General features: G+C 60.8%; 22 protein-coding genes. 10 read left to right on the top strand and 12 right to left on the bottom strand.

What is annotated here, in order from left to right:
- Positions 1 to 247: 247 nt before the first annotated feature.
- Positions 248 to 655: a hypothetical protein gene (locus tag I6L46_RS14190; protein ID WP_216976052.1), complete on the top strand. Its 408-nt coding sequence runs from the start codon at positions 248 to 250 to the stop codon at positions 653 to 655.
- Between the two features lie 27 nt (positions 656 to 682).
- Here the strand turns inward: I6L46_RS14190 and I6L46_RS14185 are convergent, their stop codons facing one another.
- Both I6L46_RS14185 and dbpA read right to left on the bottom strand, forming a co-directional pair.
- A complete protein-coding gene (locus tag I6L46_RS14185) occupies positions 683 to 973 on the bottom strand; it encodes a YkgJ family cysteine cluster protein (RefSeq protein WP_113739883.1) in 291 nt (96 codons plus the stop codon).
- A gap of 89 nt (positions 974 to 1,062) precedes the next feature.
- Positions 1,063 to 2,442, bottom strand: a complete 1,380-nt coding sequence (dbpA, locus tag I6L46_RS14180) for an ATP-dependent RNA helicase DbpA (RefSeq protein ID WP_005335919.1) — start codon at positions 2,440 to 2,442, stop codon at positions 1,063 to 1,065.
- A 543-nt stretch (positions 2,443 to 2,985) separates the two neighbouring features.
- Between dbpA and I6L46_RS14175 the strand changes: the two genes are divergently transcribed.
- Entirely contained in the window at positions 2,986 to 4,191 is a 1,206-nt protein-coding gene (locus I6L46_RS14175; protein WP_005363118.1) for a NupC/NupG family nucleoside CNT transporter, read from the top strand.
- Positions 4,192 to 4,254: 63 nt separating this feature from the next.
- Here I6L46_RS14175 and I6L46_RS14170 read toward each other — a convergent pair whose 3' ends face one another.
- Complete coding sequence (locus I6L46_RS14170; protein ID WP_216978057.1) at positions 4,255 to 4,755, bottom strand: metal-dependent hydrolase; 501 nt, start codon at positions 4,753 to 4,755, stop codon at positions 4,255 to 4,257.
- A 125-nt stretch (positions 4,756 to 4,880) separates the two neighbouring features.
- Positions 4,881 to 5,330 (bottom strand): YaiI/YqxD family protein, encoded by a 450-nt coding sequence (locus I6L46_RS14165; protein WP_216976050.1) that lies wholly within the window; start codon positions 5,328 to 5,330, stop codon positions 4,881 to 4,883.
- A gap of 140 nt (positions 5,331 to 5,470) precedes the next feature.
- On the opposite strand from I6L46_RS14165, the gene zntB reads away from it, so the two are divergent.
- A complete protein-coding gene (zntB, locus tag I6L46_RS14160; RefSeq protein WP_021231682.1) occupies positions 5,471 to 6,436 on the top strand; it encodes a zinc transporter ZntB in 966 nt (321 codons plus the stop codon).
- A 13-nt stretch (positions 6,437 to 6,449) separates the two neighbouring features.
- On the top strand, positions 6,450 to 6,962 hold the full coding sequence (locus I6L46_RS14155; RefSeq protein WP_005354921.1) for a mechanosensitive ion channel domain-containing protein: 513 nt from the start codon (positions 6,450 to 6,452) through the stop codon (positions 6,960 to 6,962).
- Between the two features lie 44 nt (positions 6,963 to 7,006).
- On the opposite strand, the gene I6L46_RS14150 is transcribed toward I6L46_RS14155, so the two are convergent.
- From I6L46_RS14150 to lpxL, 7 genes are all read right to left on the bottom strand, one after another.
- Entirely contained in the window at positions 7,007 to 7,255 is a 249-nt protein-coding gene (locus I6L46_RS14150) for a hypothetical protein (protein WP_216976048.1), read from the bottom strand.
- 78 nt (positions 7,256 to 7,333) lie between these two features.
- Positions 7,334 to 7,906, bottom strand: coding sequence for a DNA-J related domain-containing protein (locus I6L46_RS14145; protein ID WP_216976046.1), 573 nt, complete (start codon positions 7,904 to 7,906; stop codon positions 7,334 to 7,336).
- Entirely contained in the window at positions 7,903 to 9,690 is a 1,788-nt protein-coding gene (locus I6L46_RS14140; RefSeq protein WP_216976044.1) for a sodium:proton antiporter, read from the bottom strand. Before I6L46_RS14140 ends, I6L46_RS14145 begins: the two co-directional genes overlap by 4 nt.
- A gap of 190 nt (positions 9,691 to 9,880) precedes the next feature.
- Complete coding sequence (locus tag I6L46_RS14135) at positions 9,881 to 10,402, bottom strand: MltR family transcriptional regulator (RefSeq protein WP_005335907.1); 522 nt, start codon at positions 10,400 to 10,402, stop codon at positions 9,881 to 9,883.
- A 133-nt stretch (positions 10,403 to 10,535) separates the two neighbouring features.
- Positions 10,536 to 11,681, bottom strand: coding sequence for a mannitol-1-phosphate 5-dehydrogenase (locus tag I6L46_RS14130; protein ID WP_216976042.1), 1,146 nt, complete (start codon positions 11,679 to 11,681; stop codon positions 10,536 to 10,538).
- A gap of 37 nt (positions 11,682 to 11,718) precedes the next feature.
- Positions 11,719 to 13,641, bottom strand: coding sequence for a PTS mannitol transporter subunit IICBA (locus I6L46_RS14125; protein WP_216976040.1), 1,923 nt, complete (start codon positions 13,639 to 13,641; stop codon positions 11,719 to 11,721).
- Between the two features lie 626 nt (positions 13,642 to 14,267).
- Positions 14,268 to 15,191: an LpxL/LpxP family Kdo(2)-lipid IV(A) lauroyl/palmitoleoyl acyltransferase gene (lpxL, locus tag I6L46_RS14120; protein ID WP_021231687.1), complete on the bottom strand. Its 924-nt coding sequence runs from the start codon at positions 15,189 to 15,191 to the stop codon at positions 14,268 to 14,270.
- 237 nt (positions 15,192 to 15,428) lie between these two features.
- Between lpxL and hldE the strand changes: the two genes are divergently transcribed.
- Positions 15,429 to 16,856, top strand: a complete 1,428-nt coding sequence (gene hldE, locus I6L46_RS14115) for a bifunctional D-glycero-beta-D-manno-heptose-7-phosphate kinase/D-glycero-beta-D-manno-heptose 1-phosphate adenylyltransferase HldE (protein ID WP_216976039.1) — start codon at positions 15,429 to 15,431, stop codon at positions 16,854 to 16,856.
- A 116-nt stretch (positions 16,857 to 16,972) separates the two neighbouring features.
- On the opposite strand, the gene tolC is transcribed toward hldE, so the two are convergent.
- Positions 16,973 to 18,292, bottom strand: a complete 1,320-nt coding sequence (tolC, locus tag I6L46_RS14110; protein ID WP_216976037.1) for an outer membrane channel protein TolC — start codon at positions 18,290 to 18,292, stop codon at positions 16,973 to 16,975.
- Positions 18,293 to 18,596: 304 nt separating this feature from the next.
- Between tolC and nudF the strand changes: the two genes are divergently transcribed.
- The 5 genes from nudF to parE all read left to right on the top strand — a co-directional run bounded on the left by nudF (position 18,597) and on the right by parE (position 23,173).
- Positions 18,597 to 19,238, top strand: a complete 642-nt coding sequence (nudF, locus tag I6L46_RS14105) for an ADP-ribose diphosphatase (RefSeq protein WP_216976035.1) — start codon at positions 18,597 to 18,599, stop codon at positions 19,236 to 19,238.
- 1 nt (position 19,239) lies between these two features.
- On the top strand, positions 19,240 to 19,689 hold the full coding sequence (locus I6L46_RS14100; protein ID WP_005335899.1) for a DUF1249 domain-containing protein: 450 nt from the start codon (positions 19,240 to 19,242) through the stop codon (positions 19,687 to 19,689).
- A gap of 22 nt (positions 19,690 to 19,711) precedes the next feature.
- Positions 19,712 to 20,530 carry a 3',5'-cyclic-AMP phosphodiesterase gene (cpdA, locus tag I6L46_RS14095; protein WP_041202814.1) on the top strand — a complete coding sequence of 273 codons (819 nt, stop codon included), beginning with the start codon at positions 19,712 to 19,714 and terminating at the stop codon, positions 20,528 to 20,530.
- 12 nt (positions 20,531 to 20,542) lie between these two features.
- Positions 20,543 to 21,130 (top strand): YqiA/YcfP family alpha/beta fold hydrolase, encoded by a 588-nt coding sequence (locus tag I6L46_RS14090; RefSeq protein ID WP_167557664.1) that lies wholly within the window; start codon positions 20,543 to 20,545, stop codon positions 21,128 to 21,130.
- Positions 21,131 to 21,262: 132 nt separating this feature from the next.
- Positions 21,263 to 23,173 (top strand): DNA topoisomerase IV subunit B, encoded by a 1,911-nt coding sequence (gene parE / locus I6L46_RS14085; RefSeq protein ID WP_167557663.1) that lies wholly within the window; start codon positions 21,263 to 21,265, stop codon positions 23,171 to 23,173.
- Positions 23,174 to 23,230 lie beyond the last annotated feature (57 nt).

Here is a 23,230-nt window from a genome sequence, read left to right as displayed (position 1 = left end):
CAAACCTTTCGGCTGGTGGAATGTTTGTGGCGGCGCGGATAATAACAGTAACGTTTCGTTAACTGCAATCACACATCTCGAGACCGATTCAGTGCGGGATGTCGGTAACATGAGGTGCCGACGGTTTGCTGGATAGGATGACCACACTTTGGGGAAAGCCTGTTTGCTGCTGGACTTTTCCTTATAAATTATTACCTTGTGGTAACAATTTGCAGGCGATGGTGGTGGTAACGGAATGGGAGCAGTCATGCAGCCACATGGGCAATTTGACATGGAGCGCAGGGGTCAGATGCTGATCTGCCGCCCGAGTGGTCCCTTCAATCTGGCAGGCGCCATGGCCTATGAGGCGCGCTTTCGTCACGAACTGGTCGGTCTGATGGATGGCCCCTGGGGGATTGTCGAGGTCGCGACCGAGTTTGAAGCGGCCGGGCCCGAGGTGCTGGCCCGTTTTCGTCGCCAGTTTGGCTGGTGTGCCGAGAGTGGCTGTCAGTTTCTGGCGGTGGTTTTCGTAGGGGGCTTCAAGCGCTATCTGGCGGATAACATCTTCACGGGATTGCCCTTTCGGGCGGTACGTTACTTCGAGCAGGAGGCAGTGGCCATCCAGTGGCTGGGGGAGCAGCTCAACACCGCTCCCTGTGAACCTGCGAGCGCTTGACGATCCCGCCCACCGCTTGGGCGGGCTTCACTCCAGCTTGATAAACCACTTGTCCCGTTCGTCGACGCAGTCGGGTTCACCCATTTCGAATTCGCGGCAGATCAGCGGTCGCACCTCGTAGATACGGCACATCATGGTGTTGCGGTCGAGGGCGGCGCACCAGCCATCGTCCAGCCGGCGCATGACTGGTATCTCGCCATCCCGTTCCAGTACATAACGGTCCGGCACGCCGGTATCGGTAAAGAGCATCACTTCGAGGCGGCAGCAGCAGGCTTCGCAGTTCTGGCAGCTCACTTCGGTTTGGATTGCTTGGGTCATGGTGCCTGTCTTGCCGCATGGCGGCATCGGAGATATGAAACAGGCGCCTGTCAGGCGCCTGTGGTCTGGCTAACGGCTTGCAAAAAACCTTAGCCCAGTTTGCGGGCGCGATAGCTGCGACCCTTGATCTTGCCTTCCTGCAACCGCTTGAGGGCGGCGCTCGCCACGCTGCGCTTCACGGCGACGTAGGAGTACTGCTCGGAGATCTGGATCTTGCCCACATCGGCGCCGGCAATGCCGCCTTCACCGGTCAGGGCACCCAGAATGTCGCCGGCCCGCACCTTGGTCTTGCGGCCTGCATCGATGGAGAGGGTCACCATCTGCGGGGCGATCGGCTTGATGTCGCGACCGATGCTGTCGAGATCACCCAGCGGCATCGGAGCCTGCTGGTACTCTTCGATAAAGTTGACGCGCTGGGCCTCGTTCGGCTGATAGAGGCTCAGGGCCAGACCCTGCTGGCCGGCGCGGCCGGTACGGCCGATGCGGTGCACGTGCACTTCCGGGTCATAGGTGAGCTCGTAGTTGATGACGGCGCCCAACTCTTTGATGTCGAGGCCGCGGGCCGCCACATCGGTGGCCACCAGAATGGTGGCGCTGCCGTTGGCAAAGCGCACCAGCACCTGATCCCGCTCGCGCTGCTCCAGATCGCCGTTCAGTGCCAGCGCCGAGAAGCCCTTGGCGGCCAGGTGGTCGGCCACGTCGTTACAGGCGCGCTTGGTGTTGCAGAACACCACGCAGGAGCTTGGCTGGTAGTGGCTCAGCAACCAGGTGAGGGCGTCGAGGCGCTGACCGGCAGGCACTTCGTAAAGCTTCTGTTCGATGGCGCTCCCCTCGTGCAGGGACTCCACGCTCACCTCGACCGGATTGCGCTGCACGCCGCGGCTCATCTGGGCGATCCCTTCCGGATAGGTCGCGGAGAAGAGCAGGGTCTGACGCTGCTGGGGGGCATAGCTGATGACCCGGTTGATATCTTCGCCAAAGCCCATGTCCAGCATGCGATCTGCTTCATCCAGCACCAGCGTCTTGAGGCCGGATAGCTCCAGCGTGCCTTGCTCCAGATGCTTGAGAATACGACCCGGGGTGCCGACGGCGATGTGGGCACCAAAGCTCAGGGTGGCGGACTGCGGTGCGGTCGGGGTGCCGCCGCACAGGGTGACCAGCTTGACGTTGGGCAGGGCGCGCGCCAGACGACGGATCTCCTGAGCCACCTGATCCGCCAGTTCGCGGGTCGGGCAGAGCACCAGCGCCTGCACTTCGAGGCGGTTGACGTTGAGCTTGGCCAGTAGGCCGAGGCCGAAGGCGGCGGTCTTGCCGCTGCCGGTTTTTGCCTTGGCGATCAGGTCTTTGCCATCGAGCACCAGGGGCAGGCTCTGGGCCTGGATCGGGGTCATCTGCAGGTAACCCAGGCTGGTGAGGTTCTCTTGCAGGGCGGGGGAGAGATTGAGGCTGCTAAATTCGCTGTTGTTCACAAAAGGACTCTATTTCGGAGAAAACGGGGATGCGCGAGCGCTAAGGCCGCGCATCATACCAGAATGTGGCACCGGATGTGGCGGATTTTTGAACGGCTGGCCACGAGGGGCCATTAAAGGTTCATTTGTTGCCAAACCGATCGCGGACGATCACCGACAATGCGATAAGGACTATTTTTCAAACACTCATCTAATTATTTATCATGGATAAACGTTTTCTATTTTCAGTGTTTTAATATAATGATTGGGAAATATTTCACGAACGGTTACTGCGCCACATGGAATGTTGCAAAAATGCTGATGAAATATTTTCAAAGAACATGAAAACGGCGCCAATCTTACTCAATGTGATGTTTTTAAAGGAATTTATATTTTGCATGTTGCGCGATTAATATCAGTTCATTGCACAATTAATTTAAAAACGTTTGTATTATCCCGCCTCCATAATATTGCGCGGGATTGTGATGGTTATCTGATTTTTAAATGTGCAAATGTCTATGATGGCGCCGGTCAAAAATTACAATTTACTCAGGTGCTACAGGTATGGAATACGTTCACTTTGTGCTCGGACTGGTGATGGTCCTCGCTCTCTCTCTGCTGGCTAACCGCCACAACTGGAAACAGATCAAGCTGCGTTATATCGGCCAACTGCTGGTGGTCGAACTGGCGCTGGCCTGGTTCATGCTGAACTCCGAAGTGGGTCTGGCGGTGGTAGGTGGCTTCGCGGCCGGCTTCACCAAGTTGATGGAGTTTGCCAAACAGGGTACCGACTTCGTGTTCGGTGGTCTGGTCAACGAAGGGGCCTTCTCCTTCTTCCTGATGGTGCTGATGCCCATCGTCTTCATCTCCGTGCTGATCGGTATTCTGCAGTACATCCGCCTGCTGCCGCTGGTGATCCGCGGTATCGGTACCGTGCTGGCCAAGATCAATGGCATGGGCAAGCTGGAGTCTTTCAACGCCATCAGCTCGATGATCGTCGGTCAGTCCGAGAACTTCATTGCCCTCAAGAACATCCTGCCGCACCTGAACGAGAAGCAGATGTACACCCTGGCGGCGACGGCCATGTCTACCGTCTCCATGTCCATCGTCGGTGCCTACATGCAGCTGATCGAGCCGCGCTACGTGGTTGCCGCGCTGGTGCTCAACATGTTCAGTACCTTCGTGGTGCTCTCTCTGATCAACCCCTACGAGCCGGATAACTCCGTGACCGACATCAAGGCCATTGCCGAAGGTGACGAGCACCACACCCCGAAGAAAGAGAACTTCTTCGAGATGCTGGGTGAGTACATCATGGCCGGTTTCACCGTTGCCGTGATCGTGGGTGCCATGCTGGTGGGCTTCATCGCCCTGATTGCCCTGATCAACTACCTGTTCGAGATGGCATTTGGCGTGAACTTCCAGTTCGTCATGGGCTACCTCTTCTATCCGATCGCCTGGATCCTGGGCATCCCGAGTGGTGAAGCGCTGCAAGCGGGCTCCATCATGGCGACCAAGCTGGTAACCAACGAGTTCGTGGCGATGATGGATCTGGGCAAGGTGGCTGCCGAGCTCTCTCCGCGCACCGTCGGCATCCTCTCCATCTTCATGGTCTCCTTCGCCAACTTCAGTTCCATCGGCATCATCGCCGGTGCGGTAAAAGCGCTGAACGAAGAGAAGGGCAACATGGTTTCCCGCTTCGGTCTGAAGCTGGTCTACGGTTCCACCCTGGTCAGCCTGCTCTCTGCTGTTATCGCAGGCATCATGATCTGATCCCCTGGCGGCACCCGCCACGGTTTGGGCCCCTGACCTCGTCAGGGGCTTTTTGTTTCTGGCTTACAGCCGCCAGCCGCACCACCAGCCAGCGACCAGCAAGGTGAGAGTGCAAAAGCCGGTTTCGATGGCGCCGCCGCTGCGCAGCGGCCAGCCCGGCAGGCGGTAACGGCGTTTGATGGGCCAGAAGAGCGGAATGCCCGCCGCGGTGAGCCAGTCCCCCAGCAGATGGCTGAGGTAGCCGACGATAAGCGCATCCTTGACCCCCATGGGCAGGGTGCTCGGCGGCAGGCTCTGGTTCAGCCCCCAGACGGCAGCGGCGACTGCCAGCAGACTGTGGGTGAAGCCGCGATGGCCGAACAGCCGCGACAGAGGTTTCGAGATCCACGGTAGTCGTTGCCCCAGCACCGATTTGGGGTGGTCGAGGTCGGGCAACAGGGCGCTGGCCAGCGCGGCAGGGATGGTCTGCCACAGGCTGGCATCGGCCAGTGTCGGAGTGAGCTGCAGTTTATGGGCGATCAGGGTGCAGGTTACGGAGAAGAGCAGGTGCCCTTGGGCGGTCATGATGATTACGGCGTGGACAAGATGGCGGCGCATCTTACCAGCCTGACGGTTGTGGTCAGCTCTTATTTTAAAAATCAGGATGTTACGGCGAAAAAGCGCCCAAGCAGGGCGCCTTTAGGGTCTCTTTACAGCTTGCCTTTGACCAGCCACTTGTCGAGGGCGTTGGCGAAGCGCTGTTTGTCGGCGGCATTGAAGGGGGCCGGGCCGCCGGTCTGCACGCCAGCTGAGCGCAGCTCTTCCATAAAGTTGCGCATGCCTAGCCGCGCCTTGATGGTCTCGCGGGTGTAGATCTCGCCACGGGGATTGAGCGCCTCGCCACCGGCATCGATCACCCAGGAGGCGAGGGGGATGTCGCCGGTGATCACCAGATCGCCGGGCTGAACCTGCTTGGCGATGACATGATCTGCCACATCGAATCCCTTCTCCACCTGCTGGGTTTTGATGAAGGGCGAGGGGGGCACCCGCAATCCCTGATTGGCCACCAGGGTAGTGACGACCTGGGCGCGGTGGGCGGCGCGGTAGAGGATCTCCTTGACCGGAATGGGGCTGGCATCGGCATCAACCCAGATGGGCATGGCATGGTTTCCTGTAGTGAAAGCGGATAGAAAACGAGAGCGGCCATGTTAACACAGGCCTCCCCTTCCAGGCGCGGGGCTGAGTCGGCCCCGCCTTTGGTGTAAGCTGGGGCCAGCACATGAAACGAGAAGGAGACGAGATGGATCGGGTGCCCGGTGAAGTGATTTATGCCCTGACCCTGGATGGCAAGGGTGGCATGGCGCCGCTGATGGCGGGAAGCGAAGTCCCGGCGGCGCATCCCGGCTGGCTGCATCTGGATTACGGCAATCCCGATTCGGCGCGCTGGCTGTTGCAGACACCCTTGCTCAGCGAGGCGGCCAGGGAGTCGCTGCTCGGCCAGAGCAATCGTCCCAAGCTGGTGCGGATGGGGGAGACGGTGCTGCTGATCCTGCGTGGCATCAACCACAACAAGGATCACAGGCCCGAAGAGATGGTGGCGCTGCGTATCTTCATCACCCCGGATCTCATCATCAGCAGCCGTCGTCGTCCGCTGCTCTCAGAACAGGATGTGTTCAACCAGCTCAAGCTGGGGGGCGGCGCCGATACCCCGGCCGACTGGCTGGTGGAGATCTGCGATGCCCTGACCGATCGGGCGGGGGAGTTTGTCGAGGAGCTGCACGACAAGATCCTCGATCTGGAGGAGATGGTGCTGATGCGCGACATGCCCGCCAATGGCCGCTTGGCGCTGATCCGCAAGCAGCTCATCATGATCCGCCGCTACCTCTCCCCCCAGCGGGATCTGGTGGCGCGGCTGGCCAACGAGAAGATCAGCTGGCTGGATGAGGATGATCGCCGTCGTCTGCTCGATATTGCCGATCGGCTGCGGCGCTGGCTCGATGACCTCGATGCCGGGGTGGCGCGCACCGCTGTGCTGGCAGACGAGATCAACAATCTGATGGCGGAGGCGACCAACCGCCGCGCCTACCAGATGTCGGTGATGGCACTGCTCTTTTTACCTGCCAGCTTCCTGACCGGCCTGTTTGGCATCAACCTCGGCGGTATCCCCGGGGCCGAGAACCCGACCGCCTTCTGGGTCTTTTGCGGATCCTTGGTGGCGCTGGCAAGCGGGCTGGCTATCTGGCTCAAGCATCGGCGCTGGTGGTAAGGAGGCATAACCCATGTGGCAATCAATTGGCCTGACCCTGCTGCTGTTGCTGGGGCATACCCTGATCCGGCGGCTGATTCACAAGAGCCTGCTGGCGCTCGGTCAGAGCAGGCAGGTGAGCGAGAACCGGGTGCTCTACGTGGCCCATGTGTTCCACTTCCTGCTCGGCTGCGCCACCTTGCTGGTGCTGGCCGGGGTGTGGGGGCTCGACTTCTCCCGACTGGTGGTGCTCGCCTCCTCCTTCTTTGCGGTACTGGGGGTCGCCATGGTCGCCCAGTGGTCGATCCTCTCCAACATCACCGCCAGCATCACCATCTTCTTCGCCTTCCCCTACAAGATTGGCGACCGGATCCGCATCCTCGACAAGGATGATTCGGTCACCGGCGTCATCACCGAGATCGGCCTCTTCTATGTGCGGGTGCGGGATGACAACGGCGATCTGGTCACCTATCCGGCCAACCTGATCCTGCAAAAGCCGGTCAGGAAGCTGGAGGGCAAGGTGGCGGAACCGCTGCAACCGGAATAACAAAAGGCTCCCTCGGGAGCCTTTTTACTGTGCTGTGGGTGGCGCTAGCGTTCGAAGAAGCGGTAGAGGTGCTCCACCTGAACCGGGCAGTCGGCCACCTGATGCAGATGTTCGCGGGCCTGCTCGACGGTGCCGAAACTGACCGGGCAGCCGAGGGTGTCGGTCAGCTCGTAGAGGGCGCCATCCTTGCCTCTGAATTCGATGCTCCAGCCGGGGATGGCCACGTCGTGGAGGATTTCGGCCTCTTGCAGGATCTGTTGCTGATAGAGCTTACGAAGTTCACTGACTGTCATGATGCTCTCCTGTGGGGAATATCCAGCTCCAGTCTATGCCTGCCCTTTATGTGCGGCAACAGTGGTGCGGCAACGGGATCATCCCCGCAGGACCTCCCATGCCCAGCGGATGCGGACAAAGCTCTCGGCATTGCCGCCCCGATCCGGATGGTGCTGCAGTGCCAGCTCCCGCCAGCGGCGGCGGATTGCCTCCTGACTCTCCCCTTCATTCAGGTCAAACAGTGCCAGCGCCTCGGCTTTGTGCCCCTCACCGTCATAAGCGCGCCAGAAGCGGTTGAGCAGGGCCTCAACTTCGGCACGGTCGGTCTGCCAGAACACCTGCCAGTCGAGATAGTAGCTACGCAGATTTTCGCCAAGGGCAAAGCCGTGGTTGGCCTCCTGGTTCCCGGCCAGCGGTTCGAGCCGGATATCCAGAGTGCTGATCACCAGCCACCAACCCTCTTCATAAAGCTCGGCTTGCAACTGGTAGAGGGCGTTCATGATCAGGAAGTTGACCCGAAACAGCTGCAACTGCTCGTCGTCGGCCAGCCGGGGGATCGCCCCCTGCTGGCGCAGAGCCGCCATCAGTTCATGCACCTTGTAGCTGCCCGCCGCCTGTTGCAGCAGCACCAGCAGAGGGGCGATCAGCGGATTGTGGTTGGCCTCGCTCATTCGGTACCCTGCTCTCTGGGCGGCTGCAGGGCGATCAGCAGCTCACCCGCCTGCGGGGTGACGGGGCCGGTGACGATCTGGGGCTTGCCCTTGCCATCCATGATGAACAGCGGGATGGCGCCGGGATTGGCGGTCTGATACTGGGCCCAGTCGAACGCCTCGCTCAGGCGGGTCGCCTTGAGCTGGCCACCCCGGCTCAACAGGCCGCTCAGCCGGGCATAGTTGATGTCGGGGCCGAACAGGTTCTGGCGAGCGCGAAAGGTGGCGCTCTCCCGGTTGGCCTTGCCGTGCTGCTCGCTGGAGCGCAGGGAGTAGACCTGCTCCTCGCCGTAGAGGTGGGCGAAGTGCAGCACCCCGAGGGCGTTGTTGTGGCGGTTGGGGGAGAGTGCCAGCACGGTACTGATGCTGGTAAGCGGCAGGTGCAGCTCGGCATGTTCCGACTGGGGGTTGCCGAAATAGCAGGGGAGGTTGCTCATCCGCGCCTGTTTGCAGAACTCCCAGGCGGGATCGCAGAGCTGTACCGGCACCCCCTGATCCGCCAGCGCCCGGCCGATGGCCCGCGCCACCGAGTTGGCCCCTATGATGAGCCAGGTATTGGGGGCGCTCTGGCGCATCTTGAGCAGGCTGGCCAGCGGTGCCGAGGTAAGGCTCTGCAACACCACGGTGGAGATGATTACCGCAAATACCAGCGGCACCAGCTTGTCGGCATCGGGGATCTCGGCCTGATGCAGGCTGATGGCGAACGAGGCGCTGACTGCCGCCGCAACGATACCGCGCGGGGCGATCCAGCTCAGCAGGGCGCGAGCCCGCCAGGAGAGATCCGAGCCCCAGGTCGAGACCAGGATGCAGAGCGGTCGTGCCACAAACTGCACCACGCACAGCAGTACCAGCACCATGGGGCCGAGCTGCCAGAGCTGGGCCAGATCGAGGCGTGCCGCCAGCAGGATAAACAGGCTGGATATGAGGATGACGGCGAGATCTTCCTTGAATGCCAGTACCTCCTCCAGATCCAGCCCCTCCTGATTGGCGAGCCAGATGCCGAACACGGTCACCGCCAGCAGGCCGGATTCGTGACTGAGCCAGTTGGAGAGGCTGAAGGTGACCAGCACCAGCGCCAGCACGCCGAACTTGTGCAGGCTGACCGGCAGCCAGTCCTTGCGGATCAGCAGTGTGGTGAGCCAGCCTGCCACCACCCCGATCAGGGAACCGACCAGCACTGTCTTGCCCAGCGCCAGCAGGGTGTGACTGAGCAGATCGCCCTGACTGCCGAGGCGTACCGCCTCGAACACCAGTACCGCAAACAGGGCACCGATGGGATCTATGACTATCCCCTCCCAGCGCAGTATGCGGTCCACTTCCCGGGTGGGGCGGATCACGTTGAGCATGGGGGCGATCACGGTAGGGCCCGTTACCACCAGTACCGCGCCGAGCATGGTGGCGACCCGCCAGTCCAGTCCCAGCAGGAAGTAACTGGCGCTGCCGATGACGGCGAAGCTGACCAGCATGCCGGTGGAGCAGAGGTTGCGCACCACCTTGCCGATCCCCTTGAGCTCGGCCAGATGGAGGGTCAGCGCCCCCTCGAACAGGATGATAGCCACCGACAGGGAGACCAGCGGGAACAGCAGATCCCCGAGCAGGGCATCGGGATCGAGCAGTCCACTGACCGGGCCCAGGGTCAGGCCGGTGAGCAGCAGAAACAGGATGGCGGGTACCCGCAGCGACCAGGCAAGCCATTGGGCCAGCACGGAGACCAGGGCGATCCCGGCCAGAGAGAGGGCAATCATGCAGACCTCGATTCAGGCAGTGAGTATGGAGCTAGTGTAGTGGCTAAGTTGGTCAGATTGACACCCGAAGGAGCGTGCGTCATGGCCGGTATGGGGAGATGTGCGACAGTCGGCGTCATGGTGGCTGGCGCTGGTGTAAAGGGCGCCAGCCAGACGCCAACCGTGGTGACGGGGTGGCCTCGGGGCCGGATTAGATGGGGCTCTCCTTGTGGAGTTCGCCGACACAGTCGGCCAGCGCCAGTACCAGTGCGGAGCGCACCATCTGATCGAGCCGGTTGAGCTGCATCTGGTAGAAGGCCCAATCCTCTTCGCTGGCGGGGGGCTCCAGCTTCATCATGCCGCCCTGATTGACCCCGTGCAGGCGGTCGAGCAGATCGCGGATCGGCTTGTCGCTGAAGCGGTAATCCTTGGGGTCGCGCACCAGAAAGTCGCGGATCTTGATATAGGCTTCGATATCCTGATAGCGCTCGAGTGAGATGAGGCCGAGGGCGAAGATGAGCTTGAGGCGCACCTCCAGCTGGCCAAGGGGGCCGCTCTGGTTGAGCAGGGGTTCGATGGCGTATTTGACGGCATACTCCTCCTGACGGAACGCGCGTCGCATCAGGGAGTCGACCGCCTCTTCCAGGATGGTCACGGCTTCGAGAAAGAAGCCGCGGGGGCCATCCTGCTCGTTCAGTCGTTCCAGTACTTCATCTTCCTGGTGTGTGGTCATAGGTGCATTGGGTCCAGCTGACAGGGAGAGAGTCAGCCTCTCTCCCGGTTTTTATCATATGGGGCACATTCCCTTGCCATTCAAGCGCTTGGCGCGCTATCAGTGGTGGCTGAATGCGCCGCAAGCAGGGTTATTACAGGGTTTCGTAACGGGCGACGATGGCGCGAACCACTTCGCTCTCTGCATCAAGTCCGGTGACGCGGGCCAGCGCTTTGGCCGGGCCAAGCTCCGCCAGCAGGGCTTGCAGCTCCACCGCCTGCGGGTCATCGGCATTGCGATAGTGGAGCGCCGCGGCGATCCCCTCCTGCAACTGATCGCTCGGCAGGCCGTACTCCAGGGTGCCGAGCAGCGGCTTCACCAGTCGATCCCCCGCCGCCAGCTTGCGCAGTGGCTGACGGCCGACCCGGTCAATCTCGTCCACCAGATAGGGGTTGGCGAAGCGGGCCAGGATCTTCTCGATATAGGCGGCGTGCAGGCGCGGGTCGAAGCCATAGCGTTTTACCAGCACGGCACCGCTCTCCTCCATGGCGCGGCGTACCTTGCTGCGGATCACCGGATCCTCGATCGCCTCGCGCACTGTGCGGTAGCCCCTCAGCTTGCCGAGATAGGCGGTGACGATGTGGCCGGTGTTGAGGGTGAACAGCTTGCGCTCGACGAAGGCCATCAGGTTGTCGGTGGGCTCCATGCCCGCCACCTGTGGCAGTTCCCCCTTGAACTGGGTCTGGTCGACGATCCACTCGCTGAAGCTCTCTACCGTCACTTCCAGCGGGTCATCGTTGGCAGCCGCGGCGGGCGGCACGATGCGATCCACCGCCGAGTCGACGAAGCCGATACAGGATTCGAGCGTGGCATGATACGCGACCGGCAGGTACTTGAGTACCTCCCGCTTGAGGTGGCTGGTGCCGCGCACCATGTTTTCGCAGGCGATGACGTTGAGCGGGGTCAGGTTGCCGGCATCGAAACGGGCCTGCAGCCCCTTGGCCAGGGTGCTGGCAATCTTGTCCAGAATGTTGGGGCCTACAGCCGTGGTGACCAGATCGGCGGTGATGATGCGGGCGATCACCTCGTGACCGGCGGAACTGACCGCCGCCACGTTGCGCACCACGTCCAGCTTCTGATCCGCCCCTACTACATGGACCTTGTACTCCTGGCGGTGGTTGAGCTGGTCGATCAGGGTGTCGTTGACGTCGGCGAAGGTGACCTGATGGCTGGCATCCGCCAGCACTTTGCCGATAAAGCCGCGACCGATGTTACCAGCACCAAAATGCAATGTTTTCATGATATTAACCTCTTGAACCAAAGACGATGAAAGATGATTACGCAGCCTGTTCGGCACCCAGCAGATCCAGGAAGGCCTGGGGATCCGTGGTGCTGGCCAGCCGGTCGATGAGACCGGGTTCATCCAGTGCATTGGTCAGGCGGGTTATCACCTGCATGTGTTCGTCGTTGCGAGCGGCGATACCGATCACCAGCCGCGCCACCTCATCGGCAGCTTCGCCAAAGGCGACCCCGGCCGGGTACTGGCAGATGACGATGCCGGTACGCTTCACAAACTCCTTGGCGGCGATGGTGCCGTGGGGCACGGCGATGGATTCGCCGAGGTAGGTGGAGACCAGCTGTTCACGTTCCAGCATGGCGTTGACGTAGTCGGGCGCCACGTAGCCGCGCTCCGCCAGTAGTCGGCCTGCGGTCAGGATGGCGGCCTCCTTGTTGTCTGCTTTCAGTCCCAGATGCACGTCATGACGGCTCAGGGTGAACACTTCGGCCGCTTGCGGCTCATAGCTGTCGTCGTTGGCGGCCACCAGCAGCTGCGGGTTGGCGACATCATCGTTGGCGGCTTGAGTCAGACGCTGTACCAGCTCCTGATAGAGGCCGTTGTCGAGGAAGTTGGTGAGCGAGATATGGTGGGCATGTGGCGCATGGCGACGGGCCCGCTCGGTCAAATCCTTGTGGGTGATGACCCAGTCCACCTGATCGTCGAGCTGATCGATGGCGCGGTTGGTGACGCTGATGTCGAGCCCGGCGGCCTGTACCCGCTTGCGCAGCATGCCGGCGCCCATGGCGCTGGAACCCATGCCCGCATCGCAGGCGACCACGATATTGCGCACTGCCATCAGCTCGCCGCCCGGTTTCTTGGTCGCTGCGGTCTCGGGCTTGCCGCCCTTCATGGCTTTCATCTTGCGAGTGGCTTCACCGAGAGCATCGGCCTCATCGGCTTCCGGCTGCTGGGCGCGGACGAACACGGCGGCGACCAGGAAGGAGACCAGAGTGGCGCTGATGATGGAGAGGGCGACCCCGATCAGGGAGGCTTTCGGCGTCATCAACAGCACGGCGAAAATGGAGCCCGGTGAGGCAGGGGAGACCAGACCAGCATTGAACAGGGTCAGGGTAAAGACCCCGGTCATGCCGCCGGCGATCACAGCCAGAATGAGGCGCGGGTTCATCAGCACATACGGGAAGTAGATCTCGTGGATGCCGCCGAAGAAGTGAATGATGGAGGCACCTGCAGCGGACTGCTTGGCGGCACCGCGGCCGAACACCATGTAGGCCAGCAGCACGCCCATGCCCGGGCCCGGGTTTGCTTCAATCAGGAAGAAGATAGAGCTGCCGTGCTCGGTCGCCTGCTGGATCCCCAGCGGCGAGAAGATGCCGTGGTTGATAGCGTTGTTGAGGAACAGGATCTTGGCCGGCTCGACAAAGATGGAGGTGAGCGGCAGCATGTGGTTATCCACCAGGAAGCCGACGCCACCGGCCAGCACGCCGGAGAGCACCTTGACGAAGGGGCCGATCACGAAGAAGGCGAGGATTGCCAGCAGCATGCCGATGAGGCCGGCGGAGAAGTTGTTGACCAGCATCTCGAAGCCGCTCTTGACGCGACCTTCCATCGCCTTGTCGAAGCGCTTGATGGCCCAGCCACCGAGCGGGCCGACCATCATGGCACCCATGAACATGGGGATATCGGTTCCCACGATGACACCCATGGTGGTGATGGCACCGACCACGCCGCCGCGCTCACCGCCCATCAGTTTGCCGCCGGTGTAGCCGATCAGCAGCGGCAGCAGGTAGGTGATCATGGGGCCGACCAGCTTGGCCAAGGTTTCATTGGGCAGCCAGCCGGTGGGAATGAAGAGGGCGGTGATAAAGCCCCAGGCGATAAAGGCGCCTATGTTGGGCATGACCATATTGGACAGGAAGCGTCCAAAATTCTGTATCTTGACTTTGGTATCCGGTGATAACATGTCGGGACCCCGTTTTAAGCCTGTTTGATTAAAAGTGGTAGTCGGGATGGCCGGTTTTGCCGAACCGCCATCCCGGTCGTCTAAGCAACTTCAATCTACCAGCTTGCGATCAAATTAGGCTGAAAACGGGGTGTCTTGTGATCGAGCTCTCAGATACCCAGCCATACCCCCTCCATAACCAGTGATCCACATCACATACCCATGCTGTAATTCGGCTACATTTCGATCTTTCCTGTTTTGCATGGTCATTTTTTGTGACTTAAATCACTAAAGTTACTTTGTGTCCCTCTTGTGGGATGGTGATTGGCGTCACAAATTCGACTTTTGTATTCGAATGGGACAAATTACTCAGTCACTCATCAGCGGGTGGTGACGATGGATCTATCGAAACACTCCATTGCTTATCAATGAATCAATAAATTTGTAACCCGCTTTCAGTTTTTACGGTTGGTGATGAGGGCTCTTTTGCGGCTGATTGATGGGAATGGGCGCCAACATGCAGGATGTGATTGCGCGGCCGACGTTCGGGGCGCTTGCTTGCCGCGCAGGCCAGACAGCAGATAAAAACAAACCGCCAGCAGGCGGTTTGTCGGTTTTTGCGATCTGGCCCCTGTCGAGGCGGCGGCTCAGTAGAAGCCGGCATCCTCGGGAGAGGGGCGGGTCTTGAAGCGGCGATGGAGCCACATGTACTGCTCCGGCGCCTTGCGCACGGCGGCTTCAATCTCGCGGTTGGCGCGGGCGGCATCAACCATGTCATCCCCGCTGGGGTAGTCGGCGAGCGGCGCGCCGATATGCAGGGTGTAACCCTCGCTGGTGCGGATGTTGTAGCAAGGCAGGGTGACGGTATTCTTCACCCGCGCCAAGGTGGCGGTGCCGGTGATGGTGGCGGCCTGCTCTACCGCGAAGTAGGGCACGAACACGCTGGCGTGGCTGCCGTAGTCGTGATCCGGCGCGTACCAGAGGGCGTCGCCGTTGCGCAGCGCCTTGATCATCCCCTTCACATCCATCCGGTCTACCAGATATTTGTTGGAGGCACAGCGCCCGTGGTACTGGGCATACTCCAGCACCGGGTTGGTGTTGGGGCGATAGACACCGACCCCGGGGCGCACCAGCCCGAAACAGCGGGCGTTGAGTTCAAGCGTCAGGAAGTGGCAGGAGAGCAGCAGCATGCCCTGACCTTTTTCCATGGCGGCGATGACGTGTTCTTCCCCTTCCACCTTCATCAGGTTGCGCATCCGCCAGTCTGGCCAGAACCAGGCGATCCCCACCTCGAACACGGCGCAGCCCACGCTCTCGAAGTTTGCCTTAAGCAGTTTCTCCCGCTCATCCCGGGTCAGTTCGGGCATCGCCAGCTCCAGATTGCGACGGGCAATCTTGACCCGGGACTTCAATATCCTGGCAGCGAGACGACCGAGCTGACGGCCCAGCCACATCTGGCTACGCCACGGCAGCAGGGTCAGCAGCCAGAGCAGGCCGAGGCCGAACCAGCTGGCCCAGTAACGGGGATGAAACAGGCGGGGCTCCAGGCGGGGAGCGTTGTCATGGGCCATGGCTAATCTCTTGTTCGCAAACACAATCGGGGGATTCTAGCCGAAAAGGGGGGGCGGGGGCGAATGGCTGTGTGCTGGTCAGAGGGGCTGCTTGTGTCTTGTCCGTGTGGCGCGAAGGGTAACTATGGGTTTCCTGCCGCGTTCTTAATGGAAACCACAGGTTTGCTTTTTCTCCCTCAAATAAAAGAGTGTGATAAAATCGGCGACTGATTTTTCAGGTTTTGAGAGTCGATACAGATGAAGATCACCCTGCCCGATTTTGAAAAAGCCCGCGTTCTGGTCGTTGGCGATGTCATGTTGGACCGTTACTGGCATGGCCCCACCGGCCGGATCTCCCCCGAGGCACCGGTGCCCGTGGTCAAGGTTGAACACATTGAGGAGCGTCCGGGCGGTGCCGCCAACGTTGCCCTCAACTCCGCCGCCCTTGGCGCTCATGCCGTGCTGCTTGGCCTGACCGGTCAGGATGAAGCGGCCGATGCGCTGGCAGGTCAGATGGCTGGCGTCAAGGTGGCCTGTGATTTCGTTCGTCTGGCCGACTTCCCGACTATCACCAAGCTGCGCGTGCTGTCGCGCAACCAGCAACTGCTGCGCCTCGATTTCGAAGAGGGGTTCCACGCTGTCGACTCCACCCTGCTGGTGAGCAAGGTCGAGCAGGCGCTGCCCAACAGCGACGTGATGATCCTCTCCGACTACGGCAAGGGGGCCCTCAACGATGTGCCCGGCATGATCCAGCGCGCCCGCGCCGCCGGCATTCCGGTGCTGGTCGATCCTAAGGGAACCGACTTCGAGAAGTATCGCGGCGCCACTCTGCTGACCCCCAACATGTCCGAGTTCGAGGCTGTAGTGGGCAAGGTGAAGAGCGAAGAGGAGCTGGTCGCCAAGGGGCTGGATCTGGTCAAGCGCTTCGAGCTGGATGCCCTGCTGGTCACCCGTTCCGAGAACGGCATGACCCTGATCCGCGAAGGTCAGCCGGAGCTGCATCTGCCGGCTCAGGCCCACGAGGTTTATGATGTGACCGGTGCCGGTGATACCGTGATCTCTACCCTGGCCACCTCGCTGGCCGCAGGCAAGAGCCTGGACGAAGCCTGTGCGCTGGCCAATACCGCCGCCGGTATCGTGGTCGGCAAGCTGGGTACCTCTACCGTCAGTCCGGTCGAGTTGGCCAACGCCCTCTACACCGAGCAGGAGACAGGCTTCGGCGTCATGTCTGAAGCCCAGCTGAAAGTGGCAGTTCGTGCCGCCCGTCTGCGTGGCGAGAAAGTGGTGATGACCAACGGCTGCTTCGACATCCTGCATGCCGGCCATGTCTCCTATCTGGCCAACGCGGGCAAGCTGGGGGATCGCCTGATCGTGGCGGTCAACACCGACGAGTCGGTTCGCCGTCTGAAAGGGCCGGGTCGTCCGGTCAACCCGACCGAGCGCCGCATGGCCGTACTGGCTGCGCTGGGCGCGGTGGATTGGGTTGTGCCCTTCTCCGAGGATACCCCGCAGCGCCTGATCGCCGAGATCCTGCCGGATCTGCTGGTCAAGGGCGGCGATTACAAGCCGGAAGATATTGCCGGTTACGCCGAGGTGACTGCCAACGGCGGCGAGGTACGCGTCCTCAACTTCGAGGATGGCTGCTCCACCACCGACATCATCAAGACGATCCGCGAGCGCGGCTAACGCGCTGCTGGCCCCGCAATCTGGCGGGGCTCGCTATCGGCGGCTGCAAGCCGGCAGAAATACGGATAACAAAAAGGCGACCTTGCGGTCGCCTTTTTCATGTCCGATAGCGGCTATCAGCCTTTGGCTTTTGCCGTGGCAGGCATCAGACCCTGGTTCACTTCCACCAGGTCCTGCGCTTCCAGAATACCGGCAGCCTGTTTCAGGCTCAGGATATTGAGAATGTAGTTGTATCGGGCTTCGGAGAGCTTCTGCTTGGCCTCGTACAGCTTGCGAGTGGAGTCCAGCACGTCGACGATGGTACGGGTACCCACTTCGTAACCGGCTTCGGTCGCCTTCAGGGCGCTGTCGGCGGAGACCACAGACTGGCTGTAGGCGCGCACCGAGCCGATGCTGGCGTTCACGTTGTTGTAGGAGGAGCGCACTGTGCTCTGCACCGAGCGGAAGTTCTTCTCAAGCAGTTCGCTGGCCGCTACGTAGTTGTATTGAGCCTGCTTCACCTTGGAGCTGGTGGCGCCACCGCTGTAGATGGGCAGCTTGAAGGTCAGACCGATATTGGCCTGATTGTCATTGCCGCCCGGCATGCTATCCAGCTTGTAATCGGTATTGCTGGTTTGCAGTCCGGCATCCAGATCCAGCGTCGGCTCATGGCCGGTCTTGGCCAGATCGATCTGCTCCTTGGCAATGTCCTTGCTGATGCGGGCACTGTGCAGTTGCAGGTTCTTGTCCAGCGCCAGCTCCAGCCACTTGTCGGAACCGAAGGCAGTCTTTTGCGGGCTGAAGCGATCGGTGTTGAGGATGTCCAGGTTGCGGTGATCAACACCGGTCAGCTCGCGCAGGGTCTCGTAGCTGTTGTCCAGCGAGTTTTCTGCATTGATCTCGTCAGCCAGCGCCTGGTCGCGAGAGGCTTCTGCTTCATGGACGTCGGTGATGGCGGTCAGGCCCACTTCGAAACGCTGCTGGGTTTGCTCCAGCTGACGCTCTACCGCAACCTTGTTGGCACGGACGAACTCCAGGGTATCCATCGCCTTGAGCACATCAAAGTAGGCTTTGGCGGTGCGCACCATCAGGTTCTGGATTTCGAGGTTGTAGGCGACATCTGACTGAGTGGCCTGCTTCTCGCTGATATCCAGATTGACCCAGTTACTGCGACGATAGAGGGATTGCGACAGCGTCACTTCACCCTTGGCGTTGGTATTGCTCTGGGTATCGTTCTTGTTTTGCAGATAATTGAGCCCGGCACCCAGATCGATCTGGGGCAGCAGAGGGGCGCGGGATTCGTTGATCTTCTCGAAGGCCTGGTCGCGAACGGCTTTGGACTGCAGCAACTGCGGGTCTTTGATCTGGGCTTGCTGGTAGATGTCGAGCAGGTTTTCGGCATGGGCACCGGCACTGACGCCCAGCAACACCATGACTGACAAAAGTGTTCTTTTCATAGATCGTTTTAACCTTATGTAGTAACCCAAACTGGTTGCTGGAGAGGCAAATATTGTCACCGACCAAGCTTGATTGCAGCTTAATCACTCTACTATAAGCAAAATTTAATGCTAAGAGTCTCAGGTCCGGTGACGGGAACGTCAAGAACCGGACGCAGTTTTCTCCCCGCGCGCCTAGCCAAATGGTCTGCGGCTGCTAAAATCCACCCCTCATTACCATGGCACGCCGAGTGAATGAACGTTCATTCATGTTCCTCGGATTTTATGGTCAAACTGATACAAGTCAAGCTGACGGGAGCCCCGGATGTCGCAGCAACCCTTGCCGCAAGATCGGCATTACGCCGCCGATGATGTGAAAATCATTGAAAAATCAGCTGGATATAACGGCTTCTTCAAGGTGAATGTCTATCGTTTGCAGCATCGGTTATTTGCTGGCGGCTGGAATCAGCCCATCGTGCGCGAGCTGTTCGAGCGGGGCCATGCTGCCGCGCTGCTGCCCTATGATCCGGTACGCGACCAGATCGTGCTGGTGGAGCAGTTCCGTATCGGCGCCATGGAGACCAGTCCGACCCCCTGGCTGCTGGAGCTGGTGGCCGGCATTATCGACGAAGGGGAGACCGCCGAGGCGGTGGTGCGCCGCGAAGCGGTGGAAGAGGCCGGGATCGAGGTGGCCCGCTGCGAGCATGCCATCAGCTATCTGGTGAGCCCGGGCGGCAGTACTGAACGGATCGAGGTCTTTGTGGGCGAGGTGGATGCCTGCAAGGCCGAGGGGCTGCACGGTCTGGCGGATGAGGGCGAGGATATCAGGGTGCACGTGGTGAGCCGCGAACAGGCCTATGCCTGGCTGAAAGAGGGGCGCATCGACAATGCGGCCTCGGTCATTGCCCTGCAGTGGCTGGCCCTCAACCATGGCGAGCTGCGCGCCCGCTGGCTGGCGGATCGCTGAGGTGGCGCTGACCCTGCAACAGAGCAGGCGCTATGTGCCTGATCTGATGTCCTTGCAGCGTACCTGCGAGGTCAATTACATGGCGTTGATGAAACTGCTGCCGCCAGATGGGGAAGTCGGGGCCGAGCGCCGCTATCGGGTCGGCAACGATCTGCAGTTCCAGCTCACCATCATTGGCGAGAGTCGCTTCACCAATCAGGTGATCCTGAGCCAGCACAACCCCGAATTGCCCGAATATTTACAAGCTCAGATAGAGATTCGTTTGTATCATGATGTGCGGATGGCGGAAGTGTGTGCAGCGCAACAGATTTCCCGTTTGCAACCACGTTATGATTATCCCAATAAAAAGATGCACCAGCGGGACGAAAAGGAGCAGGTAAATCTGTTTCTGGCCGAATGGCTAAAATTTTGTCTCAGACATGGTACCAGCCCGATCAATATCTCCAGTTGAACAAATAAAAAGAAGCGTGATTTTGGAAACAGAGCTCCCCCAGGCGCAGGACGGCAGTGTGCGCCTGTTGCAAATTACCGACACCCACCTCTTCGCGAGTGCCGAAGGGCGGCTGTTGGCTGTGCGCACCGCAGAGAGTCTGGCCGCCGTGCTGGAACAGGTGCAGGCCAATGAACACCCCTACGAGGTGATTCTGGCGACCGGCGATCTGTCGCAGGATCACAGCCCGGAATCCTATCAGCGTTTCGCCTCCATGATGGCGCCCCTGGGCCGCCCCATCTACTGGCTGCCGGGCAATCACGATGACAGCCCGCTGATGACCGAATATCTCCATGCCGCCGGGATCAGCGAATCCAAACAGCTGGTGGGCGACCACTGGCAGGTGATCCTGCTCGACACCCAGGTGCGCGGCAAACCCCACGGCATGATTGGCGATCACCAGCTGGCCGCCCTCGACCGTGCTCTGCGCCAATATCCTGATCGCCACGCCCTTATCACCCTGCACCATCAGGCGGTGCCGGTGGGCTGCGCCTGGCTGGATCAGCATAATCTCAAGAATGCCGATGATCTGTTTGCCGTGCTGGCTCGTCATCCGCAGCAGAAGACCATCCTGTTTGGCCACGTCCATCAGGAGTTTGACGAGGTGCACCGCGGGGTGCGGCTGATTGCCAGCCCCTCCACCTGCATCCAGTTCAAACCGCTATCCGACGGCTTCGCGCTGGATGAATCCGGCCCGGGCTGGCGCTATCTCACCCTCTATCCGGATGGGCGGGTGGCCAGCGAGGTGTGGCGCCTGCCGGTGGGGCAGTTTGTGCCCGACCCCAACGCCACCGGTTATTGAGGAGAGCATTGCATGAAGTCGGTTCTCCTTTATCTGCACGGTTTCAACTCCTCACCGGGCTCCGCCAAGGCGCAGCAGATGGCTGCCTGGGTGGCCGCCAATCGGCCCGACATTGAGGTGGTCATTCCAGCCCAGCCCAATACGCCAGCGGCGGCTTGGGCGGCTATCGAGCAGACCATTGCCGACCTGCAGCGTCGTTATGGTAGTGAATTCAAGCTCGGCGCCGTGGGTAGTTCCCTCGGCGGCTTTATGGCGACCCGGGTGAGCGAGCGGTACGGCTGCCGCGCTGCGCTGATCAATCCGGCGGTGCGCCCCCACGAGCTGCTCTGTGACTACCTCGGCCCCCAGACCAATCCCTATACGGGTGAGCAGTACGAACTGCGGCCTGAACATATGGATGAGCTGCGGGCACTGGCGGTACCGGTGACGGTGCCGGAGCGACTCTGGATCCTGCAACAGCAGGGGGATGAGGTGCTCGACTATCGCAAGGCGCTGGATGAATACCGCTTTGCCCGCCTCTCGCTGGAGTGCGGCGGCAACCACGCCTTTGTGGCGTTCGAGCGCTACCCCGCCCAGATCATCCGTTTCCTCGGGTTATAGTCAGGTTTGAGTCAATAAGGGCGGTCTCGCCCTGCTTGTTCTTCTCCAGATCAAGCTTTCGGTGCGGGGAGTTTGTTCTACCCCCGCCTAGCAGTTAAGATTCCCTCCAAACGTCAATTCGCAAGGCCCTCCATGTCTACTCAATACAATGCGGATGCCATTGAGGTCCTCAATGGCCTTGAGCCGGTGCGTCGCCGCCCCGGCATGTATACCGACACCACCCGGCCCAATCACCTCGGCCAGGAGGTCATCGACAACAGCGTCGATGAAGCGCTGGCAGGTCACGCCCGCAATCTGGAGGTGATCCTGCATGAAGACCAGTCCCTCGAAGTGATCGACGACGGCCGCGGAATGCCGGTCGATATCCACCCGGAAGAGGGGGTCAGCGGGGTGGAGCTGATCCTCTGCAAGCTGCACGCGGGCGGCAAATTCTCCAACAAGAACTACCAGTTCTCCGGCGGTCTGCACGGGGTGGGTATTTCGGTAGTAAACGCCCTCTCCGATCGGGTCGAGGTGACGGTACGTCGCGACGGTCAGGTCTATGACATCGCCTTCGAGCGTGGTGAGAAGGTGCAGGAGCTGACCATCACCGGTACCTGCGGCCGTCGCAACACTGGCACCCGGGTGCGTTTCTGGCCGCAGGCGAGCTACTTCGATTCGCCCAAGTTCTCGGTCACCAAGCTGGAGCACCTGCTCAAAGCCAAGGCCGTGCTCTGCCCCGGCCTCACCATCAAGTTCCTCGACAAGAACACCGGCATCAAGCTGGAGTGGTGCTACGAAGATGGCCTCAAGGATTATCTGGTCGATGCGGTCAAGCAGTTCACCTGCCTGCCGGAGCAGCCTTTTATCGGCTCGTTCAGCTCCGAACAATCGGCGGTAGACTGGGCGCTCTGCTGGTTGCCGGAAGGGGGCGAATGCCTCGCCGAATCCTATGTGAACCTCATTCCCACCGCCCAGGGCGGTACTCACGTCAACGGCCTGCGTCAGGGGCTGCTCGACGCCATGCGCGAGTTCTGCGAGTTCCGCAACCTGCTGCCGCGCGGGGTCAAGCTGACTCCGGAAGATATCTGGGATCGCTGCGCCTACATCCTCTCCATCAAGATGCAGGATCCGCAGTTTGCCGGTCAGACCAAGGAGCGCCTCTCCTCCCGCCAGAGCTCGGCGTTCGTCTCCGGCGTGGTGAAGGATGCCTTCAGCCTCTATCTGAACAGTAACACCGAGCTGGCGGAGCAGATCGCCGAGATCTGTATCTCCAGCGCCCAGCGCCGGATGCGCGCCGCCAAGACGGTGGTACGCAAGAAGATAACCCAGGGCCCGGCGCTGCCCGGCAAGCTGACCGACTGTAACTGCGCCGACCCCATGCAGGGGGAGCTGTTTCTGGTGGAGGGTGACTCCGCGGGCGGCAGTGCCAAGCAGGCGCGGGATCGCGAGTTTCAGGCCATCATGCCGCTGCGCGGCAAGATCCTGAACACCTGGGAGGTGGAGGCTGGTCAGGTGCTCGCCTCACAAGAAGTGCACGATATCTCGGTCGCTATCGGGCTCGACCCCGACTCCGAGGATCTCAGCGGCCTGCGCTACGGCAAGGTGTGCATCCTCGCGGATGCGGACTCGGACGGTCTGCATATCGCCACCCTGCTCTGCGCCCTGTTTGTGAAGCACTTCCGCACGCTGGTGGAGAAGGGGCACGTCTATGTGGCCATGCCGCCCCTCTACCGGATCGATATCGGTAAAGAGGTCTACTACGCCCTCGACGAGGACGAGAAGAACGGCGTGCTGCAGCGGGTTGAGGCCGAGAAGAAGAAGGGCAAGGTGATGGTGACCCGATTCAAGGGTCTGGGTGAGATGAACCCGAAACAGCTGCGGGAAACCACCATGGATCCCAACACCCGCCGTCTGGTGCAGCTCACCATGGATCCGGCAGGGGAGAGTGAAGGGGATGCAGCTGACGAGACCCTGCAGCTGATGGACATGCTGCTGGCCAAGAAGCGGGCGAGCGATCGCCGCGAATGGCTGGAAGAGAAGGGCAACCTCGCCATCATTTAAGCCGTCGGCTGGCCCGCACAGGGCCAGCAAGCATTTAGCCGGAGTCGCCCTGTGGCG

The organism is Aeromonas sp. FDAARGOS 1416 (genome assembly GCF_019048085.1).
GTDB lineage: Bacteria > Pseudomonadota > Gammaproteobacteria > Enterobacterales > Aeromonadaceae > Aeromonas > Aeromonas veronii.
The sequence above is the reverse complement of the archived record's forward strand: the minus strand, read 5'-3'. Positions and strand labels throughout refer to the sequence as shown.

What these genes read in the sequence shown, in the direction of transcription:
- I6L46_RS14190 (WP_216976052.1), top strand. Translation starts at nt 248, where the DNA reads ATGCAGCCACATGGGCAATTTGACATGGAGCGCAGGGGTCAGATGCTG.
- I6L46_RS14185 (WP_113739883.1), bottom strand. Translation starts at nt 973, where the DNA reads ATGACCCAAGCAATCCAAACCGAAGTGAGCTGCCAGAACTGCGAAGCC.
- I6L46_RS14175 (WP_005363118.1), top strand. Translation starts at nt 2,986, where the DNA reads ATGGAATACGTTCACTTTGTGCTCGGACTGGTGATGGTCCTCGCTCTC.
- I6L46_RS14170 (WP_216978057.1), bottom strand. Translation starts at nt 4,755, where the DNA reads ATGACCGCCCAAGGGCACCTGCTCTTCTCCGTAACCTGCACCCTGATC.
- I6L46_RS14165 (WP_216976050.1), bottom strand. Translation starts at nt 5,330, where the DNA reads ATGCCCATCTGGGTTGATGCCGATGCCAGCCCCATTCCGGTCAAGGAG.
- zntB (WP_021231682.1), top strand. Translation starts at nt 5,471, where the DNA reads ATGGATCGGGTGCCCGGTGAAGTGATTTATGCCCTGACCCTGGATGGC.
- I6L46_RS14155 (WP_005354921.1), top strand. Translation starts at nt 6,450, where the DNA reads ATGTGGCAATCAATTGGCCTGACCCTGCTGCTGTTGCTGGGGCATACC.
- I6L46_RS14150 (WP_216976048.1), bottom strand. Translation starts at nt 7,255, where the DNA reads ATGACAGTCAGTGAACTTCGTAAGCTCTATCAGCAACAGATCCTGCAA.
- I6L46_RS14145 (WP_216976046.1), bottom strand. Translation starts at nt 7,906, where the DNA reads ATGAGCGAGGCCAACCACAATCCGCTGATCGCCCCTCTGCTGGTGCTG.
- I6L46_RS14140 (WP_216976044.1), bottom strand. Translation starts at nt 9,690, where the DNA reads ATGATTGCCCTCTCTCTGGCCGGGATCGCCCTGGTCTCCGTGCTGGCC.
- I6L46_RS14135 (WP_005335907.1), bottom strand. Translation starts at nt 10,402, where the DNA reads ATGACCACACACCAGGAAGATGAAGTACTGGAACGACTGAACGAGCAG.
- I6L46_RS14130 (WP_216976042.1), bottom strand. Translation starts at nt 11,681, where the DNA reads ATGAAAACATTGCATTTTGGTGCTGGTAACATCGGTCGCGGCTTTATC.
- I6L46_RS14125 (WP_216976040.1), bottom strand. Translation starts at nt 13,641, where the DNA reads ATGTTATCACCGGATACCAAAGTCAAGATACAGAATTTTGGACGCTTC.
- lpxL (WP_021231687.1), bottom strand. Translation starts at nt 15,191, where the DNA reads ATGGCCCATGACAACGCTCCCCGCCTGGAGCCCCGCCTGTTTCATCCC.
- hldE (WP_216976039.1), top strand. Translation starts at nt 15,429, where the DNA reads ATGAAGATCACCCTGCCCGATTTTGAAAAAGCCCGCGTTCTGGTCGTT.
- tolC (WP_216976037.1), bottom strand. Translation starts at nt 18,292, where the DNA reads ATGAAAAGAACACTTTTGTCAGTCATGGTGTTGCTGGGCGTCAGTGCC.
- nudF (WP_216976035.1), top strand. Translation starts at nt 18,597, where the DNA reads ATGTCGCAGCAACCCTTGCCGCAAGATCGGCATTACGCCGCCGATGAT.
- I6L46_RS14090 (WP_167557664.1), top strand. Translation starts at nt 20,543, where the DNA reads ATGAAGTCGGTTCTCCTTTATCTGCACGGTTTCAACTCCTCACCGGGC.
- parE (WP_167557663.1), top strand. Translation starts at nt 21,263, where the DNA reads ATGTCTACTCAATACAATGCGGATGCCATTGAGGTCCTCAATGGCCTT.